The organism is Bradyrhizobium sp. WBOS07 (assembly GCF_024585165.1).
In the GTDB taxonomy this organism is placed as follows: domain Bacteria; phylum Pseudomonadota; class Alphaproteobacteria; order Rhizobiales; family Xanthobacteraceae; genus Bradyrhizobium; species Bradyrhizobium japonicum_B.
This window is the reverse complement of sequence record NZ_CP029008.1, coordinates 3,120,783-3,142,938: the sequence shown is the minus strand read 5'-3', so window position 1 is coordinate 3,142,938 and position 22,156 is coordinate 3,120,783. Positions and strand designations below refer to the sequence as shown.

Genomic DNA, 22,156 nt, shown 5'->3' with positions numbered 1-22,156 from the left:
TCGGCTCATAGTGTTGCTGCGTGGCAGCGGCATGGGGCTACTGCGGGGCAAGGTGAATTGGATGAGAGTCATTCCAAATCTGTCGATCTCGCCGGAGAAAGTCTTCTTCGTCATCTCGAAATCGCGCCGGTCCGACAGCGAGGCGGCCGGAGGTGGCGTCATCCTGGACTCGGGCGACGATGACATGAGCTACGGCCGCAATGGGCGCGGCGGGACCACAGACCGTGCGGAGCTCGCGGGCTTTATCCGCGATCTCAATGTCGACGAGCAGATCGATCTGGTGGCGCTGACCTGGCTTGGTCGCGGCGACGGCGATCTCTCCAATTGGCGCGAATTGCATGTCCAGGCCGCGCAGGCGCACAACGAGCGCACGGCGTCCTACCTGATCGGCACGCCGATGCTCGCCGACTATCTGGAGGAGGCGATGGCGCAATTCGGCAAGTCGTTCGAGGAATTCGAAGAACATCTCTGATGCCGGATACGGCGTCGGCAAGTTTCAAGGAGAGCTGCAATGGATAAAATGAGAATCGACAAGGGCGACTGGCTGGTGGTGTGCGACGGGCGCAAGGCGCTGATTCTGGAGAACGTCGGCGACGGGATGTTTCCCAACCTTCACACCAAGGAGGTGCACGAGCAGCCGAACCCGTCGACCAGCGCGCAAGGCAGCGACGCGCCGGGACGATTGCATGCCGCTGCGGGCGGCGCCCGCAGCTCGGTCGAGCAGACCGATTGGCACGACGAGGCCGAGCGCGCCTTCCTGCGAAGCCTGGCCGGCCGGCTCGATGCCGCCGTCAGCTCCGGCGAGACCACGGCCCTGACCATGGTCGCCTCACCGCGTGCGCTTGGCATGATCCGCGCCGACTATTCGGACCTTGTGCGCAAGGCGCTTCAGGGCGAGGTCGGCAAGGATCTCGTCAAGCTGCCGGTCTACGAGATCGAGAAGCAATTGCTGCTGTCGGGCACGCCCAAATAGGCGCGCCCGGTAACAGGCCGCGCCGGCGCCCTCAGTAGCAGGGGTGCCGGCGGCGGTCCTGGCCGAGATAGGCGGCCGCGCTCTGGTAGCAGTGGTTGGTCGAGGGGCCGTCGTAGTAGGCGAAGGTGCCGGGGGTGATGCCGGGCCCGTAATTGTGCAGATAGCTGATCGGGTAGGGCAGCGGGTTGGCATAGGCGCGGTGGTGCCGGTGACGACCCCCTGCCTCCGCCAGGCCAGGGGCTAGGATTGCGGCCGACAGGGCCGCAACCGCGGCGACTAGCGTCAACTTGCTCATCTCGATTCTCCGGGACCCGCGCGAATAGGTCAGCCATCTATAGCCATTTCGGACCGCCGGGGCACCCGTCCGGCGCCTGGAAATCCCGGATAAACCCGCGGATTCCCGGGTGGGTGTGACAGAATTGCCGAGATGGCGGCCAGGCCTGCCCATTTTTGGCCTTCTCAGGATGCTTAACGAATTCCCCACACAAGTATGACCAAAAACTATTCGGTTAAGAATCCTGTCGCCGGCCTTTTGGGGGCTCCTTCGAGGCCGGTGCATTCCTGAAGGCCATCGCCGTCACCTCGCCATGCGCATCACGCTTCTGAGCCTGCTGTTGCTCTGTCTCGCCGCCGCCACGCCGGCGCGGGCCGAGCTGCATATCACCCGCGACCACGGCGGCTATGTCGAGGAATACAAGGCCAAGTACAAGCGGGTCCGCGAGAAGGGCGAGCGGGTCATCATCGACGGCATCTGCAATTCGGCCTGCACGCTGGTGCTCGGCATCGTGCCGATGAACAAGATCTGCGTGACGCCGCGTGCAAGCCTTGGTTTCCACCAGGCCTATTACGACAAGGCCTTCACCTTCGGCATCAAGGTCACCAGCTCCGAGGGGACCTCCGACCTGATGTCCTACTATCCCAATACGGTGAAGGACTGGATTCGCCGCAATGGCGGGCTCACGACGGACATGAAGAAGATCAAGAACGGCGTCGAGCTCTGGAAGATCGTCGATCCCTGTCCGGAAGAGTGGTGAGCGGCTGCGCTGAGCCGCACGTTTCCGTCGCAACGCAGCATCGTCCGGACGAAATTCGCATTGCCGCATAGCCCCCGCTGGGGCAATGAGGGCGGCAATGAACCATAATCAAGAAGCCCTGACCGCCCGCGCCGCGCCGATCCTGTTCGTCCTGCTCTGGAGCACCGGCTTCATCGGCACCAAATACGTCGTCGACAACGCCGATCCCTTGACCTATCTCGCCATCCGCATGGCGATCGTGGTCGGCCTGATGGCGATCATCGCCGGCCTCGCGCGGCCGAAATGGCCTGACAGCACCGGCATCGCGCATAGCGCGGTCGCGGGCATTCTCGTCCATGGCTTTTATCTTGGCGGCACCGCGATCGCGATCGCGCATTCGATTCCTGCCGGGCTCTCCGCGCTGATCCCGGGCCTTCAGCCGATCCTGACCTCGACCATCGCCAACCGCTGGCTCGGCGAGAAGGTGACGCCGGTGCAATGGGCCGGGCTCGTGCTCGGCCTCGGCGGCGTGGTGATGATCCTGCACAACCGTCCCATGACCGGGGACGCCGGGCTGGGCTGGCTCGCCTCGGTGGTCTCGCTGATCAGCATCACGCTCGGCACGCTCTATCAGCGCCGCTATTGCAACCAGATCGACTGGCGCGCCGGCAATCTCGTGCAATATGTCGCTGTCACCATTTTCTTCACGATCGGCGCCTTCCTGTTCGAGGACCGTGTGGTGCACTGGACGCGGGAGTTCGTGCTCGCGCTCGCCTGGCTCGCTGTGGCGCTCTCGATCGGATCGATCGGACTGCTCTACTGGCTGATCCGCCACGCCGCGGCGACCTCGGTCGCGAGCCTGTTCTATCTGGTGCCGGCCGTGACTGCGCTGATGGCCTACCTGCTGTTCGGCGAGAAGCTCGATGCGCTGGCGATCGCCGGCATGGCGATGTGCGCCGCTGCGGTGTTCGTGGTCAACCGCCGCTTCTAGCGTGAAGAGGAAAGAGTCTCCGGAGGCGCTCGCATCCGGAGACCCTGCTGAGCGCCGATCAGCGCTTCGCCTTCTTGGCTTTCTTCTTCGTCTTTGCAGCTTTCTTGGCGGTCTTCTTCACGGTCTTCTTGGCCGCTTTCTTCGAGGATTTCTTGCCGGCCTTCTTGGCGGCCTTCTTCGAACTCTTCTTCGCGGCCTTCTTGGCCTTCTTCTTGGAAGCCTTCTTCGGCGCTACTTTCTTCGCGACCTTCTTGGCGGCTTTCCTGACCTTCTTGACGGCGGTGACTGCCGCGTCCTTGGTCGCCTCCACGGCATTGGTGATCGTCTCCATCGCCTGTTCGGTGATCGGCTTGTCGTCGTCCATATCGTGTCCCCCACGGTTTGTATGGCGCGACGACGATAGCGCGTTTCATAATTGTGTCAAAGCAGCGCTCAACCTTTGCGAATCTTCGCGTAGGCTGCGAGCGCGCGTTCGCGTCCACTGGCATGATCGACGATCGGGTGCGGATAAGTCTTGCCGAGCGTGATGCCTGCGCCCGCAAGCTCGATCGGCGTTGCCTGCCAGGGGCGGTGGATCAGCTTGGCCGGCATCTGTTTCAGCTCCGGCACCCAGCGCCGGACATAGGTTCCATCCGGATCGAACTTCTCGCCCTGCAGCTGCGGATTGAACACGCGGAAATAGGGCGCCGCGTCGGCGCCGCAGCCGGCGACCCATTGCCAATTGGCGGGATTGCTGCCGGCGTCCGCATCGACCAGCGTGTCCCAGAACCAGGCCTCGCCCTCGCGCCAGTCGATCAAGAGGTGCTTGACCAGGAAGGAGGCCACCACCATCCGCACCCGGTTATGCATCACACCGGTGTGCCAGAGCTGGCGCAGGCCGGCATCGACGATCGGATAGCCGGTGCGGCCGCGTTGCCAGGCGGCGAGCGCCTTGATGTCGCGCTTCCAGGGAAAGCCGTCGAAATTCGCTTGCAGGTTTTCGGTGGCGAGGTCGGGGTGATCGTGGAGCAGGTGACGGCAGAACTCGCGCCAGCCGAGCTCGCTCATGAATTTTTCGATGCCGGGCCGGAGTGCCGGATCCTGGTCCGCCGCGAACCGTGCCGCATGCCAGATCTGGCGCGGGCTGAGTTCGCCGAACCTCAAATGCGGCGAGAGCCGCGAGGTCCCGTCCCGGTCCGGACGGTCGCGATCGCCGACATAGGCGCGCGCGGCGTGCTCGAGGAAGTCGCGCAGGCGCGTCCGGGCCGAGGCCTCGCCCGGGGTCCATGTTTCGCGCAGGCCGCCCGCCCAGTCCGGCTTGCCTGGTTCCAGTCCCCAGCTCTCCAGCACATCGCCGGCGATCTTCGGCGCGGGGCGCAGCTGTTTCGGAGCAGGCAGCGGTTTTGCCGGATCGCCGAGCGACAGCACGCGCCGCCAGAACGGCGTGAACACGCGCAAGCCGCGGCCCTCCTTGGTGCGGATGGCCGAGGGCGGGGCCAGGAGATCGCCGGGGAAGCTTCGCGAATCGACACCGAGCTTTGCCAGCGCCGCCGCGAGCCGGCTCTCGACGGCCTGATGCGGCGCCTGCGCAATTCCGTTCCAGTAGACGGCGCGGGCACCGCTTTCGCGCGCCACGTCCGGAATGATCCGGGCCGCCGGTCCCTTGCGCAGGATGAGCGATCCGCCGCGCGCAGCGATTGCGGCACCGAGCGCCCGCAGCGACTGCGCCAGCCACCAGCGCGTCGCGGCGCCGGGCGGTCGGGCGAGGGCGTCGTCGAGCACGTAAAGGCAGACCACCGGCGCACCGGTCTTCGCAGCGGCAAGCAGGGCGGGATGGTCGGACAGGCGAAGGTCGTCGCGGAACCAGACGACGATAGGCGGCACGCTCGGCTCGGTCAGGGGAATCCTCGTTTACGATTTGGAAAGCATGCCGGGGGCGGCGGTATAATCATCATTAAGGGGACTGTAATACCACTGCACGATTATGCAGGGATTACGGGGGTAGTTCCATTCATGTCCAAGATTTCGACTGGGAAGTTCCTGCCGCAGTTCAAGCTGGGCACCAAAGCGGTTCTGTGCGCCGTGTTGCTGATCGCCGTGAACACGGCCCTCGTGGTCGGCGCCGGCTATTGGTCGCTGACCTCCGCCTTCAATGACCGCGCCTTGCGCGACATCGAGGTCAACCTGCGCACGCTGGCGCTGGCCTTCACCGAGATCGTCCCGGCCGCCAAGATCACGATGCGGGACGGCGCGGTGGTGCGGGCCGAAATTCCGACGATGCCCGAGATCAAGGATCACGCCATCGTCGACCGCGCGGTGTCCTATGTCGGCGGCAATGCGACCCTGTTCGTGTTCGACGATGCGAGCGGGCAGTTCGTCCGCCGCTCCACCAACGTGAAAAAGGAAAACGGCGACCGCGCCGTCGGCACCCAGCTTGCCGCCGACCATCCGGGACAGGCGCCGCTGCGCCGCGGCGAGGCCTATAAGGGTCCGGCCACGCTGTTCGGCAAGACCTTCATGACCGCCTATTTCCCCATCGCGAACGCGGCCGGCAAGGTCGTCGGCATTCTCTATGTCGGCATCCCCATGGTCCAGTACGAGAGCATGCTGGCCCGCGCGATCGAGAGCATGGCTGCGGCCGCCGGACTTGCCGCGCTTCTGGTGCTGGGCCTGACCCTGCTGGTCGTCCGCCGCGTCACCCGACCGCTCACCTCCGTGACGCACTCGCTCACCGCACTAGCCAACGGCCAGAGCGACGTCACGATCGAATGCGAGGACCGCGCCGACGAGATCGGCGAGATCGCGCGCACAGTCGCCGTGTTCAAGAGCAATTCGCTGGAGCGGGCGCGCATGCGCAGCGAGCAGGCGGCGGCCGCGGCCGCGGCGGCCGAGCAGCGCAAATCCGACCTGCGCAACTTCGTCGAGGAGTTCCGCGGCAGCGTCGGCGGCATCCTCGACAAGGTGCTGACATCGTCGGGCGAGTTCGAGCGCGTGGCGCGACAATTGACCGACGTCGCACGCTCCACCGCCGATCTGTCGGCGCAGTCCGCGGGCGCTTCCGACAATGCCTCCGAGCACGTGCGTTCGGCGGCCTCGGCCTCCGACGAGCTGTCTCAGTCGATCACCGAGATCACCCGGCGCGTGCAGGAATCGAACGAGATTTCCGCCGAGGCCGTGCGGCAGGCCGAGGCCACCGACCAGCGCATCGCGCAGCTCTCGGAAGCCGGCGCGCGCATTGGCGACGTCGTCAAGCTGATCACCTCGATTGCCGAGCAGACAAACCTCCTGGCGCTGAACGCCACCATCGAGGCCGCGCGCGCCGGCGATGCCGGCCGCGGCTTTGCGGTGGTGGCCCAGGAGGTCAAGACGCTGGCCGGTCAAACCGCGAAGGCGACCGACGAGATATCGAACCAGATCGAGAGCATGCAGCTTGCGACCGAGGAATCGGTCGCCGCCATCAAGGCGATCAGTCAGACCATCGAGCGCATCAGCGGGATCGCCGGCTCGATCTCGGCTGCGGTCGAGCAACAGAAGGGCGCGACCCAGAACATCGTGTCGAGCGTCCGCGCGGCGGTCTCTGGCACGGCCGAGGTCGCCGTCAACGTCCGGCACGCCGCCAAGGGCGCCAGCGAGACCGGCGAGACCTCGAGCCGGATGTTTGCCTCGGCCCAGGCACTGTCCGGCGAGAGCCTGCATCTGAAGGCAGAGGTCGACGGTTTCCTCGACCGCGTCAGGACGGCCTAATTCAGCGTTGTCATCCCGGGGCGGTGCGAAGCACCGAACCCGGGATCTCGAGATTCCGGGCTCGGTCCTTCGGACCGCCCCGGAATGACTGTCGACTATTTCGGCTGCGGCACGATGCGCAGGTAGGGCTTCGGCTCTTTCCAGCCCTGCGGGTAGATCGTCTTGGCTTCGTCATTGGAGACCGAGCCCGCGATGATGACGTCGTCGCCCTGGGTCCAGTCGGCAGGGGTCGCGACGCGATGCTTGGCGGTGAGCTGCAGCGAGTCGATGACGCGCAGGATCTCCTGGAAGTTCCGGCCCGTGGTCATCGGATAGACCAGCACCAGCTTGATCTTCTTGTCCGGCCCGATGATGAAGACGTTGCGGACGGTCTGGTTGTCGGCGGCGGTGCGCTTCAGGGGATCGCCCGAGATCGCGGCCGGCAGCATGCCGTAGAGCTTCGAGACGTTGTAATCGGTGTCGCCGATCATCGGGTAGTTCGGCGCTGCGCCTTGCGTCTCCTTGATGTCCTCCGACCAGCGGGCATGGTTGTCGACCGGGTCAACCGAGAGGCCCATCAGCTTGACGCCGCGCTTGTCGAATTCCGGCTTCAACCTGGCGAGAGCGCCGAGCTCGGTCGTGCAAACCGGCGTGAAGTCCTTGGGGTGCGAGAACAAGAGCGCCCAGCTGTTGCCGATCCAGTCGTGGAACTTGATCTTCCCTTCGGTGGTCTCGGCTTCGAAGTCGGGCGCGGTGGCGCCGATCGGAAGTGTCATGATTTTACCTCATCGCATTGAACTGACTGGGAAATTCGTCTCTGGCCGTCACCCGCATTATAGGGGCCTTGCCAGACCAAGTGAACGCCCGCTGAACCGGTTCGAGTAAAATGTGAATTCCTTCCTTGAAGGCCCGATTTCCTAGCAACTTATTGTTACAGCAGCGCCTGCGGCGAAACATCTCCACCCGGGGTCGCACGGCCTCGCTCGCCCCGATAATGCCTTTTATGACTTTCATCACGCTCGCCCGGCGCGTCCGAGAACCAAAACGGTCCTGACAGCGACCAATTGGCAACCATCTCGAAAAGTCGCGATCGCCGTATCGAATCGTTAACCACCCCTTTACGCCGGCATGAAAATGCTGGCCGGTCAGAAGAAGTCTGGAAGTGAACTATGTCTGCCGCTGCGCCTAAATCTGTCGAACCCTCGTCCCTCGAACCGTCCTGCCGCGATACCGCGGCCCATGCACTCTCCATCGTGCGTGACGGCGTGATCACCGGGGAGGGGCCGACCACCAAGGGAAGGGTGCACTTCTCCCGTTCGCTCGATGCCGATGACACCGCCTGGTGCACGCGGATCCTGACGGCCACCGCCGTCAACGACCAGCCGGTCAGCCGCGCCGAGGCCGAGGTCCTGTTCGAGATCAACGAGGCCGCGACCGAGCGCAGCGATGGCGGCCGCTTCGACGATTTGCTCGCCAAGGCCGTTGCCCATTATGCCGCCAGTGCCTCGGGCCTGAAGGTGCCGCCGCGCAGCGTCGCGCTGTCGGCCGATACCGAGATCGAGAGCTGGGCGCCGTCCTATGCCTCCAAGGTCAACAGCGAGATGCTGGAGTGGATCGCCGGCCAGATGCGCGGCAAGCGCCACAACAACCGTCGCCTGATGGCGATGGTGGCGACCTTCCTCGGTGCCACCGCGCTGCCGCTGGCGGGCCAATTGCCGAACGTGTTCGACATCGGCATGTAAGACTTTTTGCATGTAAGACTCAGGCATGTAGCATCCACGCGTCTGTTGATGAGGACGCGATCGAACGGCGGGGTCATTTCCCCGCCGTTTTTTCTGTGCCGGCGTCCTGCTCGAGGCCGACGGCGCATGTGGTGATTGCGCGCGTCTCTCGCGTGTCCCGGACGCGCTGCAGCGCTCTTGCGCTGCTGCGCAGAGCCGGGACCCAGCGAGCCGCGTGCTCGCTGCTGCATGGGCCCCGGCTCTGCAGCGCATCACTTCGTGCTGCGCAGCGTCCGGGGCACGAGAGTGGTGAATGATTGACATGGGATCGCATCCTCGCGGCGCATGTTGCCCGAGCTTTGCTTGATCGCTTCGCCCTCTGAACGAGGGCGCAGGGAAGGCCGGGCGCCGGTGGCTCCCATGGACCGCCATGCCAAGGGCAGACTGCGTGTGCTGCTGCATAGCGGAGAACAGGGCAACCGGGACATCCCGGCCTTCCCTGCGCAGTGGTTTGACGGCTTATGTCGTGCTCTCCCCGGGGAGCGTTGCACTATTGCCCCCGTCGCCTTGCGGATGATCGATGCGCGGCCCGGTCGGGCCGCCACATCACCGCAACACTTGGCGCACAGACCCCGGGCGCCAGGACCACACGATTTTGCCGTACGCCGATTGCACCGGTCGTGTGCGCGAGGCGCCTTGCTCACGGTTGCCCGCCCTGCAAAACCCTTCGCGCCGATGCCATCGGCGTCCACCGCCGCCCGGCCCGCGTTCGTGACGATCGCGATACGCCCCTCTTCCTTGGGCCGGGTTGCGCGACACATACGTCATTTCCGAAATTCGGTAAAGCGGAATATTTTCGGCGAGGACGATTGACCGAGGGCTTGGGTGTTTTGCCGTCGGATAGCGCAAGGGATAGGGGAAGAACGCTCGATCCGGCGCGCGGTCAGCTGCGCCGGAAGCTGCTGACGCACGAAGGCCCACCGTCCGGTGTGGACGGTGGGCCTCACGCGTTCGCGGCTTGTGTCGGGGGCCAATGGTGGCACTGCGGGAGCGTTCCGGAACCTGGTTGGCGGAGGCGATCAAGTCCGATCAACTGGTTGTGAGACGCTGTTTTGGAGCGAAGTGCCCATCGGCGGCCATCGGGGCGCTCTTTGCCGCACCGGCTCCCCGGCTAATCCCGTGCCTTAACCAATAATTAATTATACGTTTGCGGCTGGGCGACGGCCCGGCCTAGCGTAGCTGCGGGGAGCCGCCGAAGCCAAACGAGTTGGTGCGTATCATGACCTACACAATGCATGGGGCGATGCTCGCCTCGCTCAGCGCAGCCGCGCTGCTCCTTAGCCTCAGCGATAGTTCTGCTCAACCCGGCGGCGCTGCGCCGCACGGGCTGAGTGCGGCGCCGTCCGGCGCGATCGCGCGTCCGCCCATCGCGCCGGGCGCCCGGTTCCACCGGCGCAACACCCCCTTCGTCTACTGGCCCGGCGGCGGCTTCTTCCGCGACAGCGGCGGCAACAGCCAGTCTTTCGTCGATATCGCCCAGTCGCTCTCCGCCGACGTGCGCTACACCTACACGTATGACGTGCCCTGGGATTGGACGCATCGTTTCCCGCCGAACGTCGTGCCGTCCGACCGGCCCTACGTGCCGAGCTGCCCGACGGAGCAGGTGAGGGTGCCCGGCCGCGGCGGCAGCGAGCACACGGTCAACATCACGCGCTGCTACTGAGCGGTGCCAAGGCATGATCCGGAAAACTGCGCAGCGGTTTTCCGGAACGGATCATGCGCAAAGCTTTAGCCGAGCTCGAAGCTGCACACGCCGAAGACGCGATCGATGCGCAGCGGCGGGATCGCGCCGGTGTACATCCGCGCCGTCTCGAACACCGGCTTGAGCCCGAGCGCCTCCGCGAACGCGATGGCCTCGCGATTGACGGCGGGGACGTCGAGAAACACCTCGCCATGCGCGCTTGCCAGCAGGGCCTGCACGATCGCCTCGGCCGCCGTGCGATCGTCGGCGACCAGCGGGCCGATCTTGGAGCCGGTCCGGCACGGCCGGATCACGCCCCAGGCGGCGAGCTTGCCGTCGCGCCATAGCGCGCGGCCGACATGGCCTGGCGTGTTGATCCAGGCGCGCAGGAAGGCGCTGCGCCGCGCCGGGAAGACGGTGGTGTCGTCGGCTTCCACGAGCGCAAACGGGATCGTGTCGAGTGCGACGACATCGGCTGGCGGCTTCACGGGCGCGGCGACGACGCCGCCATAGCGGATGTTGGCGTAAGCGAGCTGGAACCCGGACTTCCTGTAATTGTCCTGCTGCGCCACCACGCCGTCGAGCCCGATCACGCGGGAGCCCGCATGCGCGATCGCCGTGTTCCAGATCCTCAGGCCGTGGCCGGAGCCGCGAAGGTCTGCACGCACCATATAGAACCCGAGGAAGGCGAAGCGGTCGTCGTAATTGACGCAGGAGACGGTTGCGGCCGGCTCGCCATCGATCTCGCCGACGAAGAAGCCTTGCGCGTCGGGGATTGCGAAGCAGGCGGCATCGTAGCGGCCGGGATTCCAGCCTTCGGCTGCGGCCCAGTCGATGGCGAGGGAGATTTCCTCGGGGCGCAGATTGCGGATCTGCAAGTCATTCATCGCGCGTTGCTCATCGGATGCGTCCCTTCGACCATGGACCTGCCGACAGGTCTGGCTGTAGAAGGCCGCATGATAGGCCGAGCCTGCGGCTCGCCTCAACTCAAGGGGATGATGGCTCATGGCAGCAGAGAAGGTTGCGCTCGTCACCGCCGGCGGCAGCGGCATGGGGGCAGGGGCTGCGCGGCGGCTGGCCGCGGACGGATTTCACGTCGCGATCCTGTCGTCCTCCGGCAAGGGCGAGGCGCTGGCCGCCGAGCTCGGCGGGTTCGGCGTCACCGGCTCGAACAAGGAGAACGACGACCTCAAGCGTCTCGTCGACGGGGCCATGGCGAAGTGGGGAAGGATCGACGTGCTCGTCAACAGCGCCGGCCACGGGCCGCGCGCTCCCGTCACCGAGATCACCGACGAGCAATGGCACGCCGGCCTCGACACCTATCTGCTGAACGTGATCCGCCCGACGCGGCTGGTGACGCCGCTGATGCAGGCGCAGAAGGGTGGCGCCATCATCAACATCTCGACCGCCTGGGCGTTCGAGCCAAGCGCGATGTTCCCGACCTCGGCGGTGTTCCGCGCCGGCCTTGCCGCCTTCACGAAGATCTTCACCGACACCCATGCGGCCGACAACATCCGCATGAACAACGTCTTGCCGGGCTGGATCGACAGCCTGCCGCAGCAGGACGCGCGCCGCGACAGCGTGCCGCTGAAGCGCTACGGCAAGGTGGAGGAGATCGCGGCGACGATCTCGTTTCTGGCCTCCGACGGCGCCGCCTACATCACCGGCCAGAACATCCGCGTCGACGGCGGCCTGACGCGCTCGGTCTGAGCCGCGGATCCGCCGGGGTCCAACCGGCGATCCGGATAAAGTTAGCCTGACGGATAAGTATTTCTTGACGCCCGCCGTTATGGGAATATAGTTAGCTTCATGGCTAACCAATTGACCCACCTCGACCAGGTTTTCGCAGCGCTTGCCGATCCGACCCGGCGGGCGATCGTGATGCGGCTGTGCGCCGGCGAGGCTTCGGTCGGCGAGCTCGCCAATCCCTTCGACATGGCGCTGCCGAGCTTCATGAAACACATCCATGTGCTGGAGACGAGCGGTCTCGTTCTGTCGGAGAAGACCGGCCGCGTGCGCACCTGCCGCCTCAGCCCGGATGCGCTGCTCGGCGCCGAGGACTGGTTCCAGCAGCAGCGCGCGATCTGGGAGGCGCGGCTGGACCGCTTCGAAGCCTACGTGATGAAGCTCAAGAAGGAGAGGGCGGCCGCCAAGCGGCCGTCCCGAACAACCAGACGGAAAGGTTCTGAGTCATGACGAAGTCTGCCAATCCCGCTTTGTCGCAATGGTCGCTCGACCGCGAGATCGTGATGTCGCGCGTGATCGACGCGCCGCGCGATCTGGTGTTCGAGGCCTGGTCCGACCCGAAGCATCTGCCGCAATGGTTCGGGCCGAAGGGGTTCAAGGTCGAGACCTTCGAGATCGACGTGCGCGTCGGCGGCGTCTGGCGCTTCAACATGATCGGCCCCGACGGCACGGTCTATCCGAACCGGATGCACTTCCGCCGCATCGAGCGGCCGTCCCTGATGGAGATGGATCACGGCCACGACCAGGACGACGATCCCGGCATGTTCCGCTTCACCGTTACCTTTGCCGAGCAGAGCAACGGCAAGACCGTGCTGATGATGCGGCAGCTGGCCTCGAGCACCGAGCAGCGCGACGGCATGATCGGCTTCGGCGCCGTCGAATACGGCTATCAGACGCTGGACAAGCTCGCGGCCTATGTGGCGGGCATGAAGCGGTGAGCTACAGTCTTGGTCGTCATGCCCGGGCTTGTCCCGGGCATCCACGTTATTCGTGCTGCGCGGTTAGGCGTGAATGGCCGGGACAAGCCCGGCCATGACGAGAGGTGTGGGGGAACGGCGCCTAACCCGGGTCCTCACTCCTTCGCCTCGTCCGACACGATGTCTCCGAGCTTCTGCCAGCGCTGGCCGTCGAACTGCACCATCTGGAACTGCTTGTTGACGCGGTAGTCGGTCGGCGTCGTCGTGACGGAGATTCCGGGAAGCGTCAGATCGAGCACGACGTCCCTGAGGCTCGCGGCCTGCCGCATCACGTTCTCACGGGTCAGATCGTCGCCGCATTGCTTCAGCACCTGCACCAGCAGCTGGGCCGTGATGTAGCCGTAGACGTTCAGGTTCGAATCCCTGTCGCCCTCGGGATAGTACTTCGCCATGAAGGCGAGGTAGCGCTTCATGCCGGCATCGTCCTTCCATTCCGGATCGGCGGCATCCTTGACGTAACCGACGCTGATGACGCCCTTGGAATTGTCCAGACCCGCCGGCTTCAGCACGGCGCTGAGCGAGGAGGCGTTGATGTCGATGATGTGCAGCGGCTTCCAGCCGATCTCGGCGACCTTCTTGATCGCCTGCGCCGCCTGCTTCGGCGTCGTGGCGCTGAACAGCACGTCGGCGCCGGCGTCCTTCAACCGCAGGATCTGCGAGTCGATGGTCGGTTCTGAGATCTCGTAGGAGGTCTCGGCCACCACCATCTTGGCCTTGTCGCCGAGGCCCGCCTTGAGGCCGGCGAGATAATCCTTGCCGAGGTCGTCGTTCTGGAAGAGCACGCCGATCTTGGCGTTCGGATAATTCTTCAGGAGATATTGCGCGTAGATCCGGCCCTCGACGAGGTAGGAGGGGTTGAAGCCCATGGTCCAGGGGAAGTTCTTGGGATCGGTGAAGCGGGCCGCGCCGGTGGCCGCGAACAGCTGCGGGATCTTCTTGGCGTTGAGATATTTCTGCACGGCGACGTTCGGCGCGGTGCCGATGATCTGGAACGTCAGCAGCACCTCGTCGCTTTCGACCAGCTTGCGGACCTGCTCGACCGTCTTCGGCGGCGAATAGGCGTCGTCATACTGGATCAGCTCGACCTTGCGGCCGTTCACGCCGCCCTGGTCGTTGATCATCTTCATGTAGGCCGCCTGGGTCTTGCCGATCACGGCATAGGCCGAGGCGGGGCCGCTCAGCGGCACGGTCTGTCCGACCTTGATCGCGGTGTCGGAGGCGCCGGGATCGTATTTCTTCTGCGCGTGAGCCTGTGCGATCGACAGCGCCAGAGCGAGGGCGGAGGCGGCGATGCGTTCGAGAAGACGGTTCTTCATTTTCATGCCCTGTTCGCACACTGTCATTCGCCCTTGAGCCCGGCATCGCGGATCAGCTTGGTCCACTTCTGCGTCTCGGCATCGATGAACTTGCCGAACTCGGCGGCGGTGCCGGCGCGCACCTCGAGGCCTTGAGCCGTCAGCTTGTCCTTGATGGCCGGCTCGGCGAGCGCGCGCAGGACTTCGGCCTGGAATTTGTCGAGGATCGCACGCGGCGTCGTCGCCGGCGCCATGAAGCCGTACCAGCCGGCGGCCGCGACGTTGGGAAAGCCTTGCTCGCGCAAGGTCGGCGCCTGCGGATAGAGCGCGCTGCGCTCGGGCGAGGCGACGCCGAGCACGATGAACTTGCCGCTCTGGATGTAGGGCAGGGCGGTCGGCAGCGCCGTCAGCGTGGCATCGACGCGGCCGGCGAGCAGCTCGGTGTAGGAGGCGGCATCGCCCCGGAACGGGATGTTGAGGCCCTTGACGCCGGCGTCGCGGAACAGCAGCTCTCCGGCCAGGTGCGGCTGCGAGCCGGCGCCGGGAGAGGCGAAGGTCAGCCCGTCGGGCTTCGATTTGCCGTAGGCGATCAGCTCGGGAAGCGTCTTGAACGGTGCGTCCGCGCTGATGATGAGAAACAGCGGCGCGACCACGACCATGGCGACCGGCTGCAGTTCCTTGCGGTCATAGGTCAGCTTGCCGAACAGCGCCTCGGCGGTGGCGTAGGGGGCTGCGGCATACAGAAGCGTGTAGCCGTCGCCGGGCGCATGGGCGACCATGTCGTTGGCGATGCGGGTGCCGGCACCGGGCTTGTTCTCGACGATGAACTGCTGACGCAGACTGCGGCCGAACTCTTCGGCCAGCAGGCGCAGCGAGATGTCGTTGGAGCCGCCGGGGCCGTAGGGCGAGATCAGCCGCACCAGGCGCGACGGCCAGGCGTCCTCGGCATGCGCTGCCAAGCCCGATCCTGCTGCGAGGCCGCCTGCGATCGTGCCCAGCAGGGTTCGGCGTGAGACCTTGAATGATGCCACCGTTTTCGTCCTCCCTTTTGTCGTTGGTCTTCTTGTGTCGTTGGTCTTGTTGCGGCGTCAGATCACCTTTCGTTGGGTGAGCCGTTCAATCTCCTGGTCCGACAGGCCAAGCCAGTCCCGAAAGACCTCGTCATTGTCCTGGCCGACGTCGCCTGCGGCGTGACGCATTCGCGTCGGATCGACGCTGAAGCGAGGAACGACATTGGCCATGGCAACCGTGCCGAAATCGCGGTCGGCCACGCGGGTGATCACCTCGCGCGCCTTCACTTGCGGATCGTCGGCGATCTGGTCGATCGAATAGATCGGCGCCAGCGTTCCCTGCGCGGCATTGAACCTCGCCAGGACCTCGTCGAGGGAATGGGCGGCGCACCAGCCGGCGAAGATGTCGTTGAGCTCGGAGGCGTGCTTGACGCGGCGGTCGTTGGTGGCGAAACGCGGGTCATCGATGAGGTCGGGCCGCTCGATCGCCCGGCAGTTCGCCGCAAACAGTGCGTTGGTCGAGCCTGCGAGCGTCACCCAGTGACCGTCGCTGGTGCGAAACACGGCGGCCGGCGCCGAATAGCCGTTGGCGTTGCCGATCCGCTCTCGAACCGCGCCGAGCTGATCGTGCTCGATGGCGAGAACGTCGAGCAGGCGGAAAGTGGCTTCAGTCAGCGAAAGATCGATCTCCTCGCCGGGGGCATTGGGGTCTCGTGCCCGTTTCCACAGCGCCGCGAGCACGCCGACGGCGCCGAACAGGCCGCCGATCGAATCCCCGATCGGATATCCCGGATGGGTCGGCTCGCCCTCGCTCTCGCCGGTGATGTAGGTGAGCCCGCCCATGGCCTCGAAGATGCGGGCAAAGCCGGGCCGCTCGCGATAGGGGCCATCCTGTCCGAAGGCGGTGGCGCGCAGGATCACGAGGCGCGGCTGGATCGACCACAGCACCTCCTTGGGCAAGCCCCAGCGGTCGAGCGTTCCCGGACGGAAATTCTCGATCAGCACGTCGAAGCGCGGAAGCAGCTGCTTGAACAGCGTAAGTCCTTCCTGCGTGCGCAGATCGAGCGTGGCGAACTTCTTGTTGCGATTGGCCGCTTTCCACCACAGCGGCTTGCCGTCCTTGAACGGCGGAAACGACCGAACGCCGTCGCCTTGGCCGGGCATCTCGATCTTGAGCACCTCGGCGCCGTAATCGGCCAGCAGCGTTGCGGCAAAGGGCGCTGCGATGATGGTCGCGATGTCGAGAACCTTCAATCCTTCGAGCGGTCCAGCCATGTCACGCCCCGGTCCTTGCGATCTTCTTGGTCTTGCGCGGCGGCGCGAGCTCAGCCTGCCCGACGATGGCGCGGATGCTGTCGGCGAGCGCGGCGATGCGCGGACCGATCTCGGCTTCCAGCTGGCCCGGCTGGAGGCGGAACGCCGGGATGCCGCAATTGATCGAGAACGACTGCTTGGATTCGCCGGCGTGAAACAGCGGCGCCGCGACCGCATGGATCGAGGCCATGTACTCGCCCCAGCAGGTGCAGAAGCCGCGGCTTCTGCATTGCGCGATTCCGGCGCGGTACTTGTCGCGAAAGACCGACCATAGCTCGGCGTCTTCGGCCGCGATGTTCCGCTCGAGCCGGTCGGCATCGGCCGCCGGCAGGGTTGCCGCCGCGGCGCGTCCCATCGCGGTCAGCACCACGGGAATCGGCATGCCGATGTCGGGCACGTGCGGTCCGACGTCACCGGAGCGCGCGGTCTCGACATAGATCATCGAGGTGGCGTCGAGCAGGCCGATCGAGACCGTGCCGCGGACGCTGAGCGCCAGCTCCTGCATCATCGGCCGCGCCACCTGGCGGAACTGCATCCCGGCGAGCAGAGGATGCGCGATCCGCAGCGCCCGCGCACCGACGCGGTACTTGGCCCGTTCGGCGTCGTAGCGGAGGTAGCCGAGCTCGGCCAGCGTGTGGGTGAGCCGCGCCACCGTCGGCCGCGGGATGCCCGTCAGCGTCGACAGCTCCATGTTGCCCAGCAAGGTGCTCCCGGTTCTGAACGCTTCGAGCACGACGAGGCCCTTGGCCAGCGTCGTGGCGAAGGCAGCGTCATCGGCGCTCTCCGCCAGCACGGCGGCGGCAGAGGAGAGCGGATGTCGCGGCTTGGATGAGTCTGTCGGCGCCATGACCTAACTATCAGACGAGGCGAGGAGCTCTGTCCAATAGATTCGACGATCCCGACAGAATTGTCCGATATGTGGACAGGCGCGTCGACCCGGGCATTCCGCTGGAAAGCGCGCGCGACAGACCCAGCACACAGATTTTTTGTCGTGATTGCATGCCGTCTTGTGACAGGATTATTACGACGACATGTCAGATCGATTATTTGCGGAGCGGCTCATGTTGCAGTGGCAGGCGCGGTCAAATCCCCTCGCGTGGTGGTGGGGATCGCTCACGCTTGTGAGCGGCGCCAATATCCTCGTCTGGTTCATGCTGTACCGCGAGTTCTACGCGACGCCGTCGGGCAATCTCAGCGGCGGCTCGGACATCGGGCTGATGTTCCTGCTCTGCGCCGGCTATGTGTTCGGCTGCGCCTTCCGCTCGTTCCTGCCGCGCGCCGACGTGCAGCGCATCTGCCTGTTCGACACCTGGCTGTCGAGCGTCGTGGTCGGCCGGACGGTCGCGACCGTGGCCGAGCTCTGCTTCGTGGCGCAATGGGCCATCATCCTGCATCAGCTCGGCAAGATGACCGGCGCGGAGACCGCGGTGAACATCGCGCTCGTGATCGTGCCGATCATCATCATCGCGGAGTGCTTCTCATGGTACGCGGTGGTGACGACCAACTTCCTCTACAACGCGATCGAGAACTCGCTGTGGGCGGTGACCTTCTTCCTCGCCGGCATCGCATTGTGCCGCCTGATGCCGGAATTCCAGGGCGTGGTGCGCTGGGCGCTGATGTCAGGCATCGTCGGCATCGCCTGCTTCCTCGCCTTCCTCGTCACCGTCGACGTTCCCATGTATCTCAGCCGCTGGCGGGCAGGGCACGCCGAAGGCAATACGTTCCTCGGCTTCCTCGAGGGACTGCATGACGTCTCGACCCGCTGGGTGGTGACCCACGACATCGCGCATTGGAAGGGCGAGCTGACCTGGATGTTCCTGTATTTCAGCGCCGCGGTGTGGTCGAGCCTCGCGCTCTGCGCGCTCTATGCGATGCAGGGCTATCTGGCGCTCTATCTGGCGTGAACGATTGGCGAGACGTGGTCAGGCCGGCTCGGCGATGACCGTGTTGCGCAAGATTCCGATGCCGGAAATCTCGACCTCGACAATGTCGCCCGGGCGCATCCACAAGGGCGGCGTGCGCCTGGCACCGACGCCGCCGGGCGTGCCCGTCACGATGACGTCGCCGGGATCGAGCGGGCAGATCGTGGAGATGTAGGCGATCAGCTCGGGAATGGCGGTGATCAGGAGATCGGTGGTGGTGTCCTGCACCACGGTGCCGTTGAGGCGCGTCTGCAAGCTGAGCTTTGAGGGATCGGGAATTTCGTCGGCCGTCACCAGCCACGGACCGAAGCTGCCGCTATCGGCAAAGGTCTTGCCGGACAGGAACTGGCTGGTGTGGCGCTGCCAGTCGCGGACGCTGCCTTCATTGTAGCAGGAATAGCCGGCGACGTGCCCGAGCGCGCGGTCAGCGGGGATGTGCCGGCCCTGCTTGCCGATGACCAGCGCGAGCTCGCCTTCATAGTCGAAATCGTCGCTGACCTTCGGCTTCACGATCGGCCGGAGATGGCCGACCTGGCTGCAGGCAAAGCGCGCGAACAGCGCCGGCTTCTCGGTGACTGTACGGCCCGTCTCCACGACGTGGTCCCGATAATTGAGGCCGACGCAGATGATCTTGCCGGGATCGGGGATGACGGGAAGGAAGGTGATGCGGTCGAGCGGATGATCGGGCGCGGTGGACGCGACCAGCTTTGCCGCCTCGGCCACGCCGCCGGTTTCGAGCAATTGCCGCAGCGTCGTGCAACCGGTCATCCGCGCGCCGAGATCGACAACGCCATTGTCCTTGACGGCGCCGAACGAGGTGCGGCCGTCGGCGATGAAAGAAAGCAGCTTCATGAGATCATCCCTGGGAAAAAGTTGGGTCAGGCCGCGGACGGCACGCAGGTTAAAGGCTGTGTCGCCGCGATCAACTGGTCAAGCTCGGCTTCGTTGCGGGCGGTGCCGCGCACATAGCGGTCGGGGCGTAAGAGCGCGGCGATGATGTCGTGCTTGCGCAGCCAGTCGCCGATGGCCGGCGCGTCATCGCCAGTCAGGATCTTGAGTCCTGCCTGGGCAAGCGCCGCGCATGCGGAGGGGGCGACCGCGTTTGCGACCAACAGCACGTGGCCGTAGCCGACCTGGTCGTCGCTGCGACTGCCGTCCCGCAGCTCGAACTGCGGCGCCAGGTCTCCGGCGAGAGGCACCTCGCGCGGTGCCAGCCCGGGGCCGAGCTTGGGCTTCTTCACCTCGAGCTTCACCGGCGCGTTCTCGCGCGGCTCGCCCGCAGCCAGGCCCGCTTCGATCGCCTTGGTGTTGATCAATCCGCCGAGACGAATGGCGAGCTCGATGAATTCGCGCACATGCGGCAGGCGCTCGCTCTGATAGGTGTCGAGCAGCTCTGACCCGGCGCCGCCCCGGATGACCGCGTCGAGCTTCCAGGCGAGGTTCGCGGCATCGCGGATGCCCGCGCACATTCCCTGGCCGAGGAAGGGCGGGGTCTGGTGTGCGGAATCGCCCGCGAGCAGCAAGCGTCCATTCCGCCATTGCTGGGCAATCGCGGAATGAAAGGTGTAGACCGCCGCGCGCTCGATCTCGGCGTCGTCGGGCGTGATCCAGCGCGACAGCAGGTTCCAGACCTTTGCGGTCTGCACGACCTCCTGGGAATCCTCGTCCGGCAGGATCGTGATCTCCCAGCGCCGCCGCACGCCGGTGCCGCGCACATAGGTCGCCGGGCGCGCGGGATCGCAATGCTGCAGGCTGTAGTCGCCGAGATCGTCGCGCGCGCGCTTGAGCAGCACGTCGATCACCAGCCAGCGCTCGTGGAAGCCGAGATCGTGCATGCCGGAGCCGATGAAGCGGCGGACCAGCGAGCGGGCGCCGTCGCAGCCGATCACATAGGCTGCGTGGACTTCCTTGAGTTCTCCAGTTGAGAGGTCTTCATAGCGGACGCGCACGCCGCGCTCGTCCTGATCGAGCGCGAAGACGTCGCAGCGATTGCGCATGGCGACGCGGGGCCAGCGGCAGAGGCCGCCGATCAGGACATCCTCCAGATCGGGCTGGTGGAAGCGGTAGCTGAGATGCCAGCCCATCGGGGTCAGCGTCTGCGGACGGGACCAGTCCAGCAGCATGCGGCCGTCGGCGTCGAGAAACAGCATCCCCGGGCTCAGGATCACGTGCGGCAGGATGGCGTCGGCGAGGCCGATGCTCTGGAACACGCGCATGCATTCGTCATCGAAATGCACCGCGCGCGGCAAATGATAGGTCCGCGCCTCGCGCTCCAGCACCAGCGTGCGCACGCCGCACAGGCCGAGCAGGTTGGCGAGCGTGGCGCCGACCGGGCCGCGGCCGACGATCACGACGTCGAAGTCTTCGGGGGTGGAGCTATCTTGCATTGCTTATCTCTTCCCCGAGCTGCGCCGCAGCATCAACGCCGCCGGCCGAAGTGTCCGCCCAGCGGACGCCGGTCCCACCTTCTCCCACTGTCCACCAGCCGGACAATTCGACGATGGCGCTAAGCACTTCAGGCTCCATGTGGCTAAGGAGGGTCAGTGCAACAGCAATAAAGTGCAGGCCGTCCGCGAGGCGGCCGCCGGGAGGAGATGGCGATGCTGCGATCGATGCTGGGCGTGTGCCTGGCGGTGCAACTCTGGGCCGCGCCGGGTTTCGCTGCCGATATCAATGTCGGGATCATCCTCTCGGCAACCGGACCGGCCGCAGCGATCGGCAATGCCGAGCGCAACGGCACGGCTTTCGGCCCGACCGAGATCGCCGGCAGGAAGGTCAACTATCTCTTCCTTGACGAAGCCTCCGACAGCACCGCGGCGGTCAGCGCGCTGCGCAAGCTCTACCAGGAGAGCAAGATCGACATCCTGGTCGGGCCGACCTCGACGCCCGGCTCGTTTGCCGTGATCGACCCGGCGGTCGAATACAAGCTTCCGGTGATCACGCTTGCGCCCGTCAATGCCTTGGTGGCCCCGGTCGATGCCAGGCGGCGCTGGATATTCAAGACCACGACCAATGACGATCACGAAGCCGCGCCGCTGTTCGCGAACATGAAGAAGACCGGCGTCAAAAGGCTCGCGCTGATCGGCTTTGCCGATTCCTATGGCGATGCCTGGAGCAAGGTGAGCGCCGACATGTCCGCGGCCGCGGGGATCGAGCTCGCCGCCAACGAGAAATACGCCCGAACGGATACCACGGTCGTCGGGCAGATCCTCAAGATCATCGCAGCCCGGCCGGATGCGGTTCTGATTGCGGCCTCGGGCGCACCGGCAGCCCTTCCGCTGCTGCAATTGCGGGAAAAGGGATATGAGGGGCAGATCTACGGCACGCTCGGCGCCACATTCGGCGATTTCCGCAAGCTGACCGGCACGCAGGGCGACGGCATTTTCGTGCCGCTGAGCCCAGCCGTGGGCGCTGCATCTTTCCCGGACGATTATCCCGCCAAGAAGGCGGCGCTCGAATTCATTCAGCGCTACGAGGCCAAGTTTGGACCCGGCAGCCGCAACATCTTTGCCGGTTCGGCCTACGACGCGTTGATCCTGATCGAGCAGGCGGTGCCCGCGGCATTGAAGACGGGAGAGCCGGGAACCGCGGAATTTCGCGAAGGTCTGCGCAGCGCCATCGAGGGGCTGAAAGGCGTGGCGGGATCACGCGGCGTCTACAATTACGGGCCGAACGACCACACCGGGCTGGATCCGAGCGCGCTCAGGCTGGGCAAGCTCGACAAGGGCGAATGGATTGCAGTGCGCTGAGC

23 protein-coding genes are annotated in these 22,156 nt (G+C 65.4%); 12 read left to right on the top strand and 11 right to left on the bottom strand.

Features of this window, described 5'->3' with window-relative positions:
- Nucleotides 1-61: 61 nt before the first annotated feature.
- Nucleotides 62-472, top strand: coding sequence for a DUF3775 domain-containing protein (locus DCM79_RS14870; RefSeq protein WP_257180494.1), 411 nt, complete (start codon nucleotides 62-64; stop codon nucleotides 470-472).
- Nucleotides 473-511: 39 nt separating this feature from the next.
- Nucleotides 512-973, top strand: coding sequence for a host attachment protein (locus DCM79_RS14865; protein ID WP_028136962.1), 462 nt, complete (start codon nucleotides 512-514; stop codon nucleotides 971-973).
- Nucleotides 974-1,004: 31 nt separating this feature from the next.
- Here the strand turns inward: DCM79_RS14865 and DCM79_RS14860 are convergent, their stop codons facing one another.
- A complete protein-coding gene (locus DCM79_RS14860; RefSeq protein ID WP_257180493.1) occupies nucleotides 1,005-1,268 on the bottom strand; it encodes a hypothetical protein in 264 nt (87 codons plus the stop codon).
- 292 nt (nucleotides 1,269-1,560) lie between these two features.
- Between DCM79_RS14860 and DCM79_RS14855 the strand changes: the two genes are divergently transcribed.
- Nucleotides 1,561-2,007: a hypothetical protein gene (locus DCM79_RS14855; protein ID WP_028136960.1), complete on the top strand. Its 447-nt coding sequence runs from the start codon at nucleotides 1,561-1,563 to the stop codon at nucleotides 2,005-2,007.
- Between the two features lie 97 nt (nucleotides 2,008-2,104).
- Nucleotides 2,105-2,977: a DMT family transporter gene (locus tag DCM79_RS14850; protein ID WP_257180492.1), complete on the top strand. Its 873-nt coding sequence runs from the start codon at nucleotides 2,105-2,107 to the stop codon at nucleotides 2,975-2,977.
- Between the two features lie 58 nt (nucleotides 2,978-3,035).
- On the opposite strand, the gene DCM79_RS14845 is transcribed toward DCM79_RS14850, so the two are convergent.
- Both DCM79_RS14845 and DCM79_RS14840 read right to left on the bottom strand, forming a co-directional pair.
- The gene (locus tag DCM79_RS14845; RefSeq protein ID WP_257180491.1) at nucleotides 3,036-3,341 is read right to left on the bottom strand and encodes a histone; all 306 of its coding nucleotides are present in this window, start codon (nucleotides 3,339-3,341) and stop codon (nucleotides 3,036-3,038) included.
- 68 nt (nucleotides 3,342-3,409) lie between these two features.
- Nucleotides 3,410-4,801 carry a deoxyribodipyrimidine photo-lyase gene (locus DCM79_RS14840; RefSeq protein WP_257180764.1) on the bottom strand — a complete coding sequence of 464 codons (1,392 nt, stop codon included), beginning with the start codon at nucleotides 4,799-4,801 and terminating at the stop codon, nucleotides 3,410-3,412.
- Nucleotides 4,802-4,969: 168 nt separating this feature from the next.
- Between DCM79_RS14840 and DCM79_RS14835 the strand changes: the two genes are divergently transcribed.
- Nucleotides 4,970-6,700, top strand: a complete 1,731-nt coding sequence (locus DCM79_RS14835) for a methyl-accepting chemotaxis protein (RefSeq protein ID WP_257180490.1) — start codon at nucleotides 4,970-4,972, stop codon at nucleotides 6,698-6,700.
- 95 nt (nucleotides 6,701-6,795) lie between these two features.
- On the opposite strand, the gene DCM79_RS14830 is transcribed toward DCM79_RS14835, so the two are convergent.
- Nucleotides 6,796-7,455, bottom strand: a complete 660-nt coding sequence (locus DCM79_RS14830) for a peroxiredoxin (RefSeq protein WP_028136955.1) — start codon at nucleotides 7,453-7,455, stop codon at nucleotides 6,796-6,798.
- 393 nt (nucleotides 7,456-7,848) lie between these two features.
- On the opposite strand from DCM79_RS14830, the gene DCM79_RS14825 reads away from it, so the two are divergent.
- Together DCM79_RS14825 and DCM79_RS14820 are read left to right on the top strand one after the other, a co-directional pair.
- On the top strand, nucleotides 7,849-8,421 hold the full coding sequence (locus DCM79_RS14825) for a hypothetical protein (protein ID WP_257180489.1): 573 nt from the start codon (nucleotides 7,849-7,851) through the stop codon (nucleotides 8,419-8,421).
- A gap of 1,258 nt (nucleotides 8,422-9,679) precedes the next feature.
- A complete protein-coding gene (locus DCM79_RS14820) occupies nucleotides 9,680-10,123 on the top strand; it encodes a hypothetical protein (RefSeq protein ID WP_257180488.1) in 444 nt (147 codons plus the stop codon).
- 65 nt (nucleotides 10,124-10,188) lie between these two features.
- Here DCM79_RS14820 and DCM79_RS14815 read toward each other — a convergent pair whose 3' ends face one another.
- Complete coding sequence (locus DCM79_RS14815) at nucleotides 10,189-11,028, bottom strand: GNAT family N-acetyltransferase (protein ID WP_257180487.1); 840 nt, start codon at nucleotides 11,026-11,028, stop codon at nucleotides 10,189-10,191.
- Nucleotides 11,029-11,146: 118 nt separating this feature from the next.
- Between DCM79_RS14815 and DCM79_RS14810 the strand changes: the two genes are divergently transcribed.
- The 3 genes from DCM79_RS14810 (at nucleotide 11,147) to DCM79_RS14800 (ending at nucleotide 12,825) form a co-directional block, all read left to right on the top strand.
- Nucleotides 11,147-11,851 carry an SDR family oxidoreductase gene (locus DCM79_RS14810; RefSeq protein WP_257180486.1) on the top strand — a complete coding sequence of 235 codons (705 nt, stop codon included), beginning with the start codon at nucleotides 11,147-11,149 and terminating at the stop codon, nucleotides 11,849-11,851.
- Between the two features lie 99 nt (nucleotides 11,852-11,950).
- Nucleotides 11,951-12,337: a helix-turn-helix transcriptional regulator gene (locus DCM79_RS14805; RefSeq protein WP_257180485.1), complete on the top strand. Its 387-nt coding sequence runs from the start codon at nucleotides 11,951-11,953 to the stop codon at nucleotides 12,335-12,337.
- Nucleotides 12,334-12,825 (top strand): SRPBCC family protein, encoded by a 492-nt coding sequence (locus tag DCM79_RS14800; protein WP_257180484.1) that lies wholly within the window; start codon nucleotides 12,334-12,336, stop codon nucleotides 12,823-12,825. The genes DCM79_RS14805 and DCM79_RS14800 overlap by 4 nt, the downstream gene beginning before the upstream one ends.
- A 134-nt stretch (nucleotides 12,826-12,959) precedes the next feature.
- Here the strand turns inward: DCM79_RS14800 and DCM79_RS14795 are convergent, their stop codons facing one another.
- The 4 genes from DCM79_RS14795 to DCM79_RS14780 are packed head-to-tail and all read right to left on the bottom strand — an operon-like array spanning nucleotide 12,960 to nucleotide 17,330.
- Nucleotides 12,960-14,180, bottom strand: a complete 1,221-nt coding sequence (locus DCM79_RS14795) for an ABC transporter substrate-binding protein (RefSeq protein WP_257180483.1) — start codon at nucleotides 14,178-14,180, stop codon at nucleotides 12,960-12,962.
- Between the two features lie 23 nt (nucleotides 14,181-14,203).
- A complete protein-coding gene (locus DCM79_RS14790) occupies nucleotides 14,204-15,190 on the bottom strand; it encodes a tripartite tricarboxylate transporter substrate binding protein (RefSeq protein WP_257180482.1) in 987 nt (328 codons plus the stop codon).
- A 57-nt stretch (nucleotides 15,191-15,247) separates the two neighbouring features.
- The gene (locus DCM79_RS14785) at nucleotides 15,248-16,444 is read right to left on the bottom strand and encodes a CaiB/BaiF CoA-transferase family protein (protein WP_257180481.1); all 1,197 of its coding nucleotides are present in this window, start codon (nucleotides 16,442-16,444) and stop codon (nucleotides 15,248-15,250) included.
- Nucleotide 16,445: 1 nt separating this feature from the next.
- Nucleotides 16,446-17,330, bottom strand: coding sequence for an IclR family transcriptional regulator (locus tag DCM79_RS14780; protein WP_257180480.1), 885 nt, complete (start codon nucleotides 17,328-17,330; stop codon nucleotides 16,446-16,448).
- Nucleotides 17,331-17,544: 214 nt separating this feature from the next.
- Between DCM79_RS14780 and DCM79_RS14775 the strand changes: the two genes are divergently transcribed.
- On the top strand, nucleotides 17,545-18,387 hold the full coding sequence (locus DCM79_RS14775) for a hypothetical protein (RefSeq protein WP_257180479.1): 843 nt from the start codon (nucleotides 17,545-17,547) through the stop codon (nucleotides 18,385-18,387).
- A gap of 18 nt (nucleotides 18,388-18,405) precedes the next feature.
- Here DCM79_RS14775 and DCM79_RS14770 read toward each other — a convergent pair whose 3' ends face one another.
- Both DCM79_RS14770 and DCM79_RS14765 read right to left on the bottom strand, forming a co-directional pair.
- Entirely contained in the window at nucleotides 18,406-19,257 is an 852-nt protein-coding gene (locus DCM79_RS14770) for a fumarylacetoacetate hydrolase family protein (protein WP_257180478.1), read from the bottom strand.
- 26 nt (nucleotides 19,258-19,283) lie between these two features.
- Nucleotides 19,284-20,792, bottom strand: coding sequence for a bifunctional 3-(3-hydroxy-phenyl)propionate/3-hydroxycinnamic acid hydroxylase (locus DCM79_RS14765; RefSeq protein ID WP_257180477.1), 1,509 nt, complete (start codon nucleotides 20,790-20,792; stop codon nucleotides 19,284-19,286).
- A 213-nt stretch (nucleotides 20,793-21,005) separates the two neighbouring features.
- On the opposite strand from DCM79_RS14765, the gene DCM79_RS14760 reads away from it, so the two are divergent.
- Nucleotides 21,006-22,154, top strand: coding sequence for an ABC transporter substrate-binding protein (locus DCM79_RS14760; protein ID WP_257180476.1), 1,149 nt, complete (start codon nucleotides 21,006-21,008; stop codon nucleotides 22,152-22,154).
- The last annotated feature ends 2 nt before the right edge of the window (nucleotides 22,155-22,156 follow it).

Coding starts and splice junctions, on each gene's coding strand:
- DCM79_RS14830 (WP_028136955.1), bottom strand. CDS start 7,455: ATGACACTTCCGATCGGCGCCACCGCGCCCGACTTCGAAGCCGAGACC.
- DCM79_RS14845 (WP_257180491.1), bottom strand. CDS start 3,341: ATGGACGACGACAAGCCGATCACCGAACAGGCGATGGAGACGATCACC.
- DCM79_RS14785 (WP_257180481.1), bottom strand. CDS start 16,444: ATGGCTGGACCGCTCGAAGGATTGAAGGTTCTCGACATCGCGACCATC.
- DCM79_RS14860 (WP_257180493.1), bottom strand. CDS start 1,268: ATGAGCAAGTTGACGCTAGTCGCCGCGGTTGCGGCCCTGTCGGCCGCA.
- DCM79_RS14810 (WP_257180486.1), top strand. CDS start 11,147: ATGGCAGCAGAGAAGGTTGCGCTCGTCACCGCCGGCGGCAGCGGCATG.
- DCM79_RS14815 (WP_257180487.1), bottom strand. CDS start 11,028: ATGAATGACTTGCAGATCCGCAATCTGCGCCCCGAGGAAATCTCCCTC.
- DCM79_RS14775 (WP_257180479.1), top strand. CDS start 17,545: ATGTTGCAGTGGCAGGCGCGGTCAAATCCCCTCGCGTGGTGGTGGGGA.
- DCM79_RS14820 (WP_257180488.1), top strand. CDS start 9,680: ATGACCTACACAATGCATGGGGCGATGCTCGCCTCGCTCAGCGCAGCC.
- DCM79_RS14805 (WP_257180485.1), top strand. CDS start 11,951: ATGGCTAACCAATTGACCCACCTCGACCAGGTTTTCGCAGCGCTTGCC.
- DCM79_RS14770 (WP_257180478.1), bottom strand. CDS start 19,257: ATGAAGCTGCTTTCTTTCATCGCCGACGGCCGCACCTCGTTCGGCGCC.
- DCM79_RS14760 (WP_257180476.1), top strand. CDS start 21,006: ATGCTGCGATCGATGCTGGGCGTGTGCCTGGCGGTGCAACTCTGGGCC.
- DCM79_RS14870 (WP_257180494.1), top strand. CDS start 62: ATGAGAGTCATTCCAAATCTGTCGATCTCGCCGGAGAAAGTCTTCTTC.
- DCM79_RS14835 (WP_257180490.1), top strand. CDS start 4,970: ATGTCCAAGATTTCGACTGGGAAGTTCCTGCCGCAGTTCAAGCTGGGC.
- DCM79_RS14825 (WP_257180489.1), top strand. CDS start 7,849: ATGTCTGCCGCTGCGCCTAAATCTGTCGAACCCTCGTCCCTCGAACCG.
- DCM79_RS14765 (WP_257180477.1), bottom strand. CDS start 20,792: ATGCAAGATAGCTCCACCCCCGAAGACTTCGACGTCGTGATCGTCGGC.
- DCM79_RS14800 (WP_257180484.1), top strand. CDS start 12,334: ATGACGAAGTCTGCCAATCCCGCTTTGTCGCAATGGTCGCTCGACCGC.
- DCM79_RS14795 (WP_257180483.1), bottom strand. CDS start 14,180: ATGAAGAACCGTCTTCTCGAACGCATCGCCGCCTCCGCCCTCGCTCTG.
- DCM79_RS14855 (WP_028136960.1), top strand. CDS start 1,561: ATGCGCATCACGCTTCTGAGCCTGCTGTTGCTCTGTCTCGCCGCCGCC.
- DCM79_RS14850 (WP_257180492.1), top strand. CDS start 2,105: ATGAACCATAATCAAGAAGCCCTGACCGCCCGCGCCGCGCCGATCCTG.
- DCM79_RS14780 (WP_257180480.1), bottom strand. CDS start 17,330: ATGGCGCCGACAGACTCATCCAAGCCGCGACATCCGCTCTCCTCTGCC.
- DCM79_RS14865 (WP_028136962.1), top strand. CDS start 512: ATGGATAAAATGAGAATCGACAAGGGCGACTGGCTGGTGGTGTGCGAC.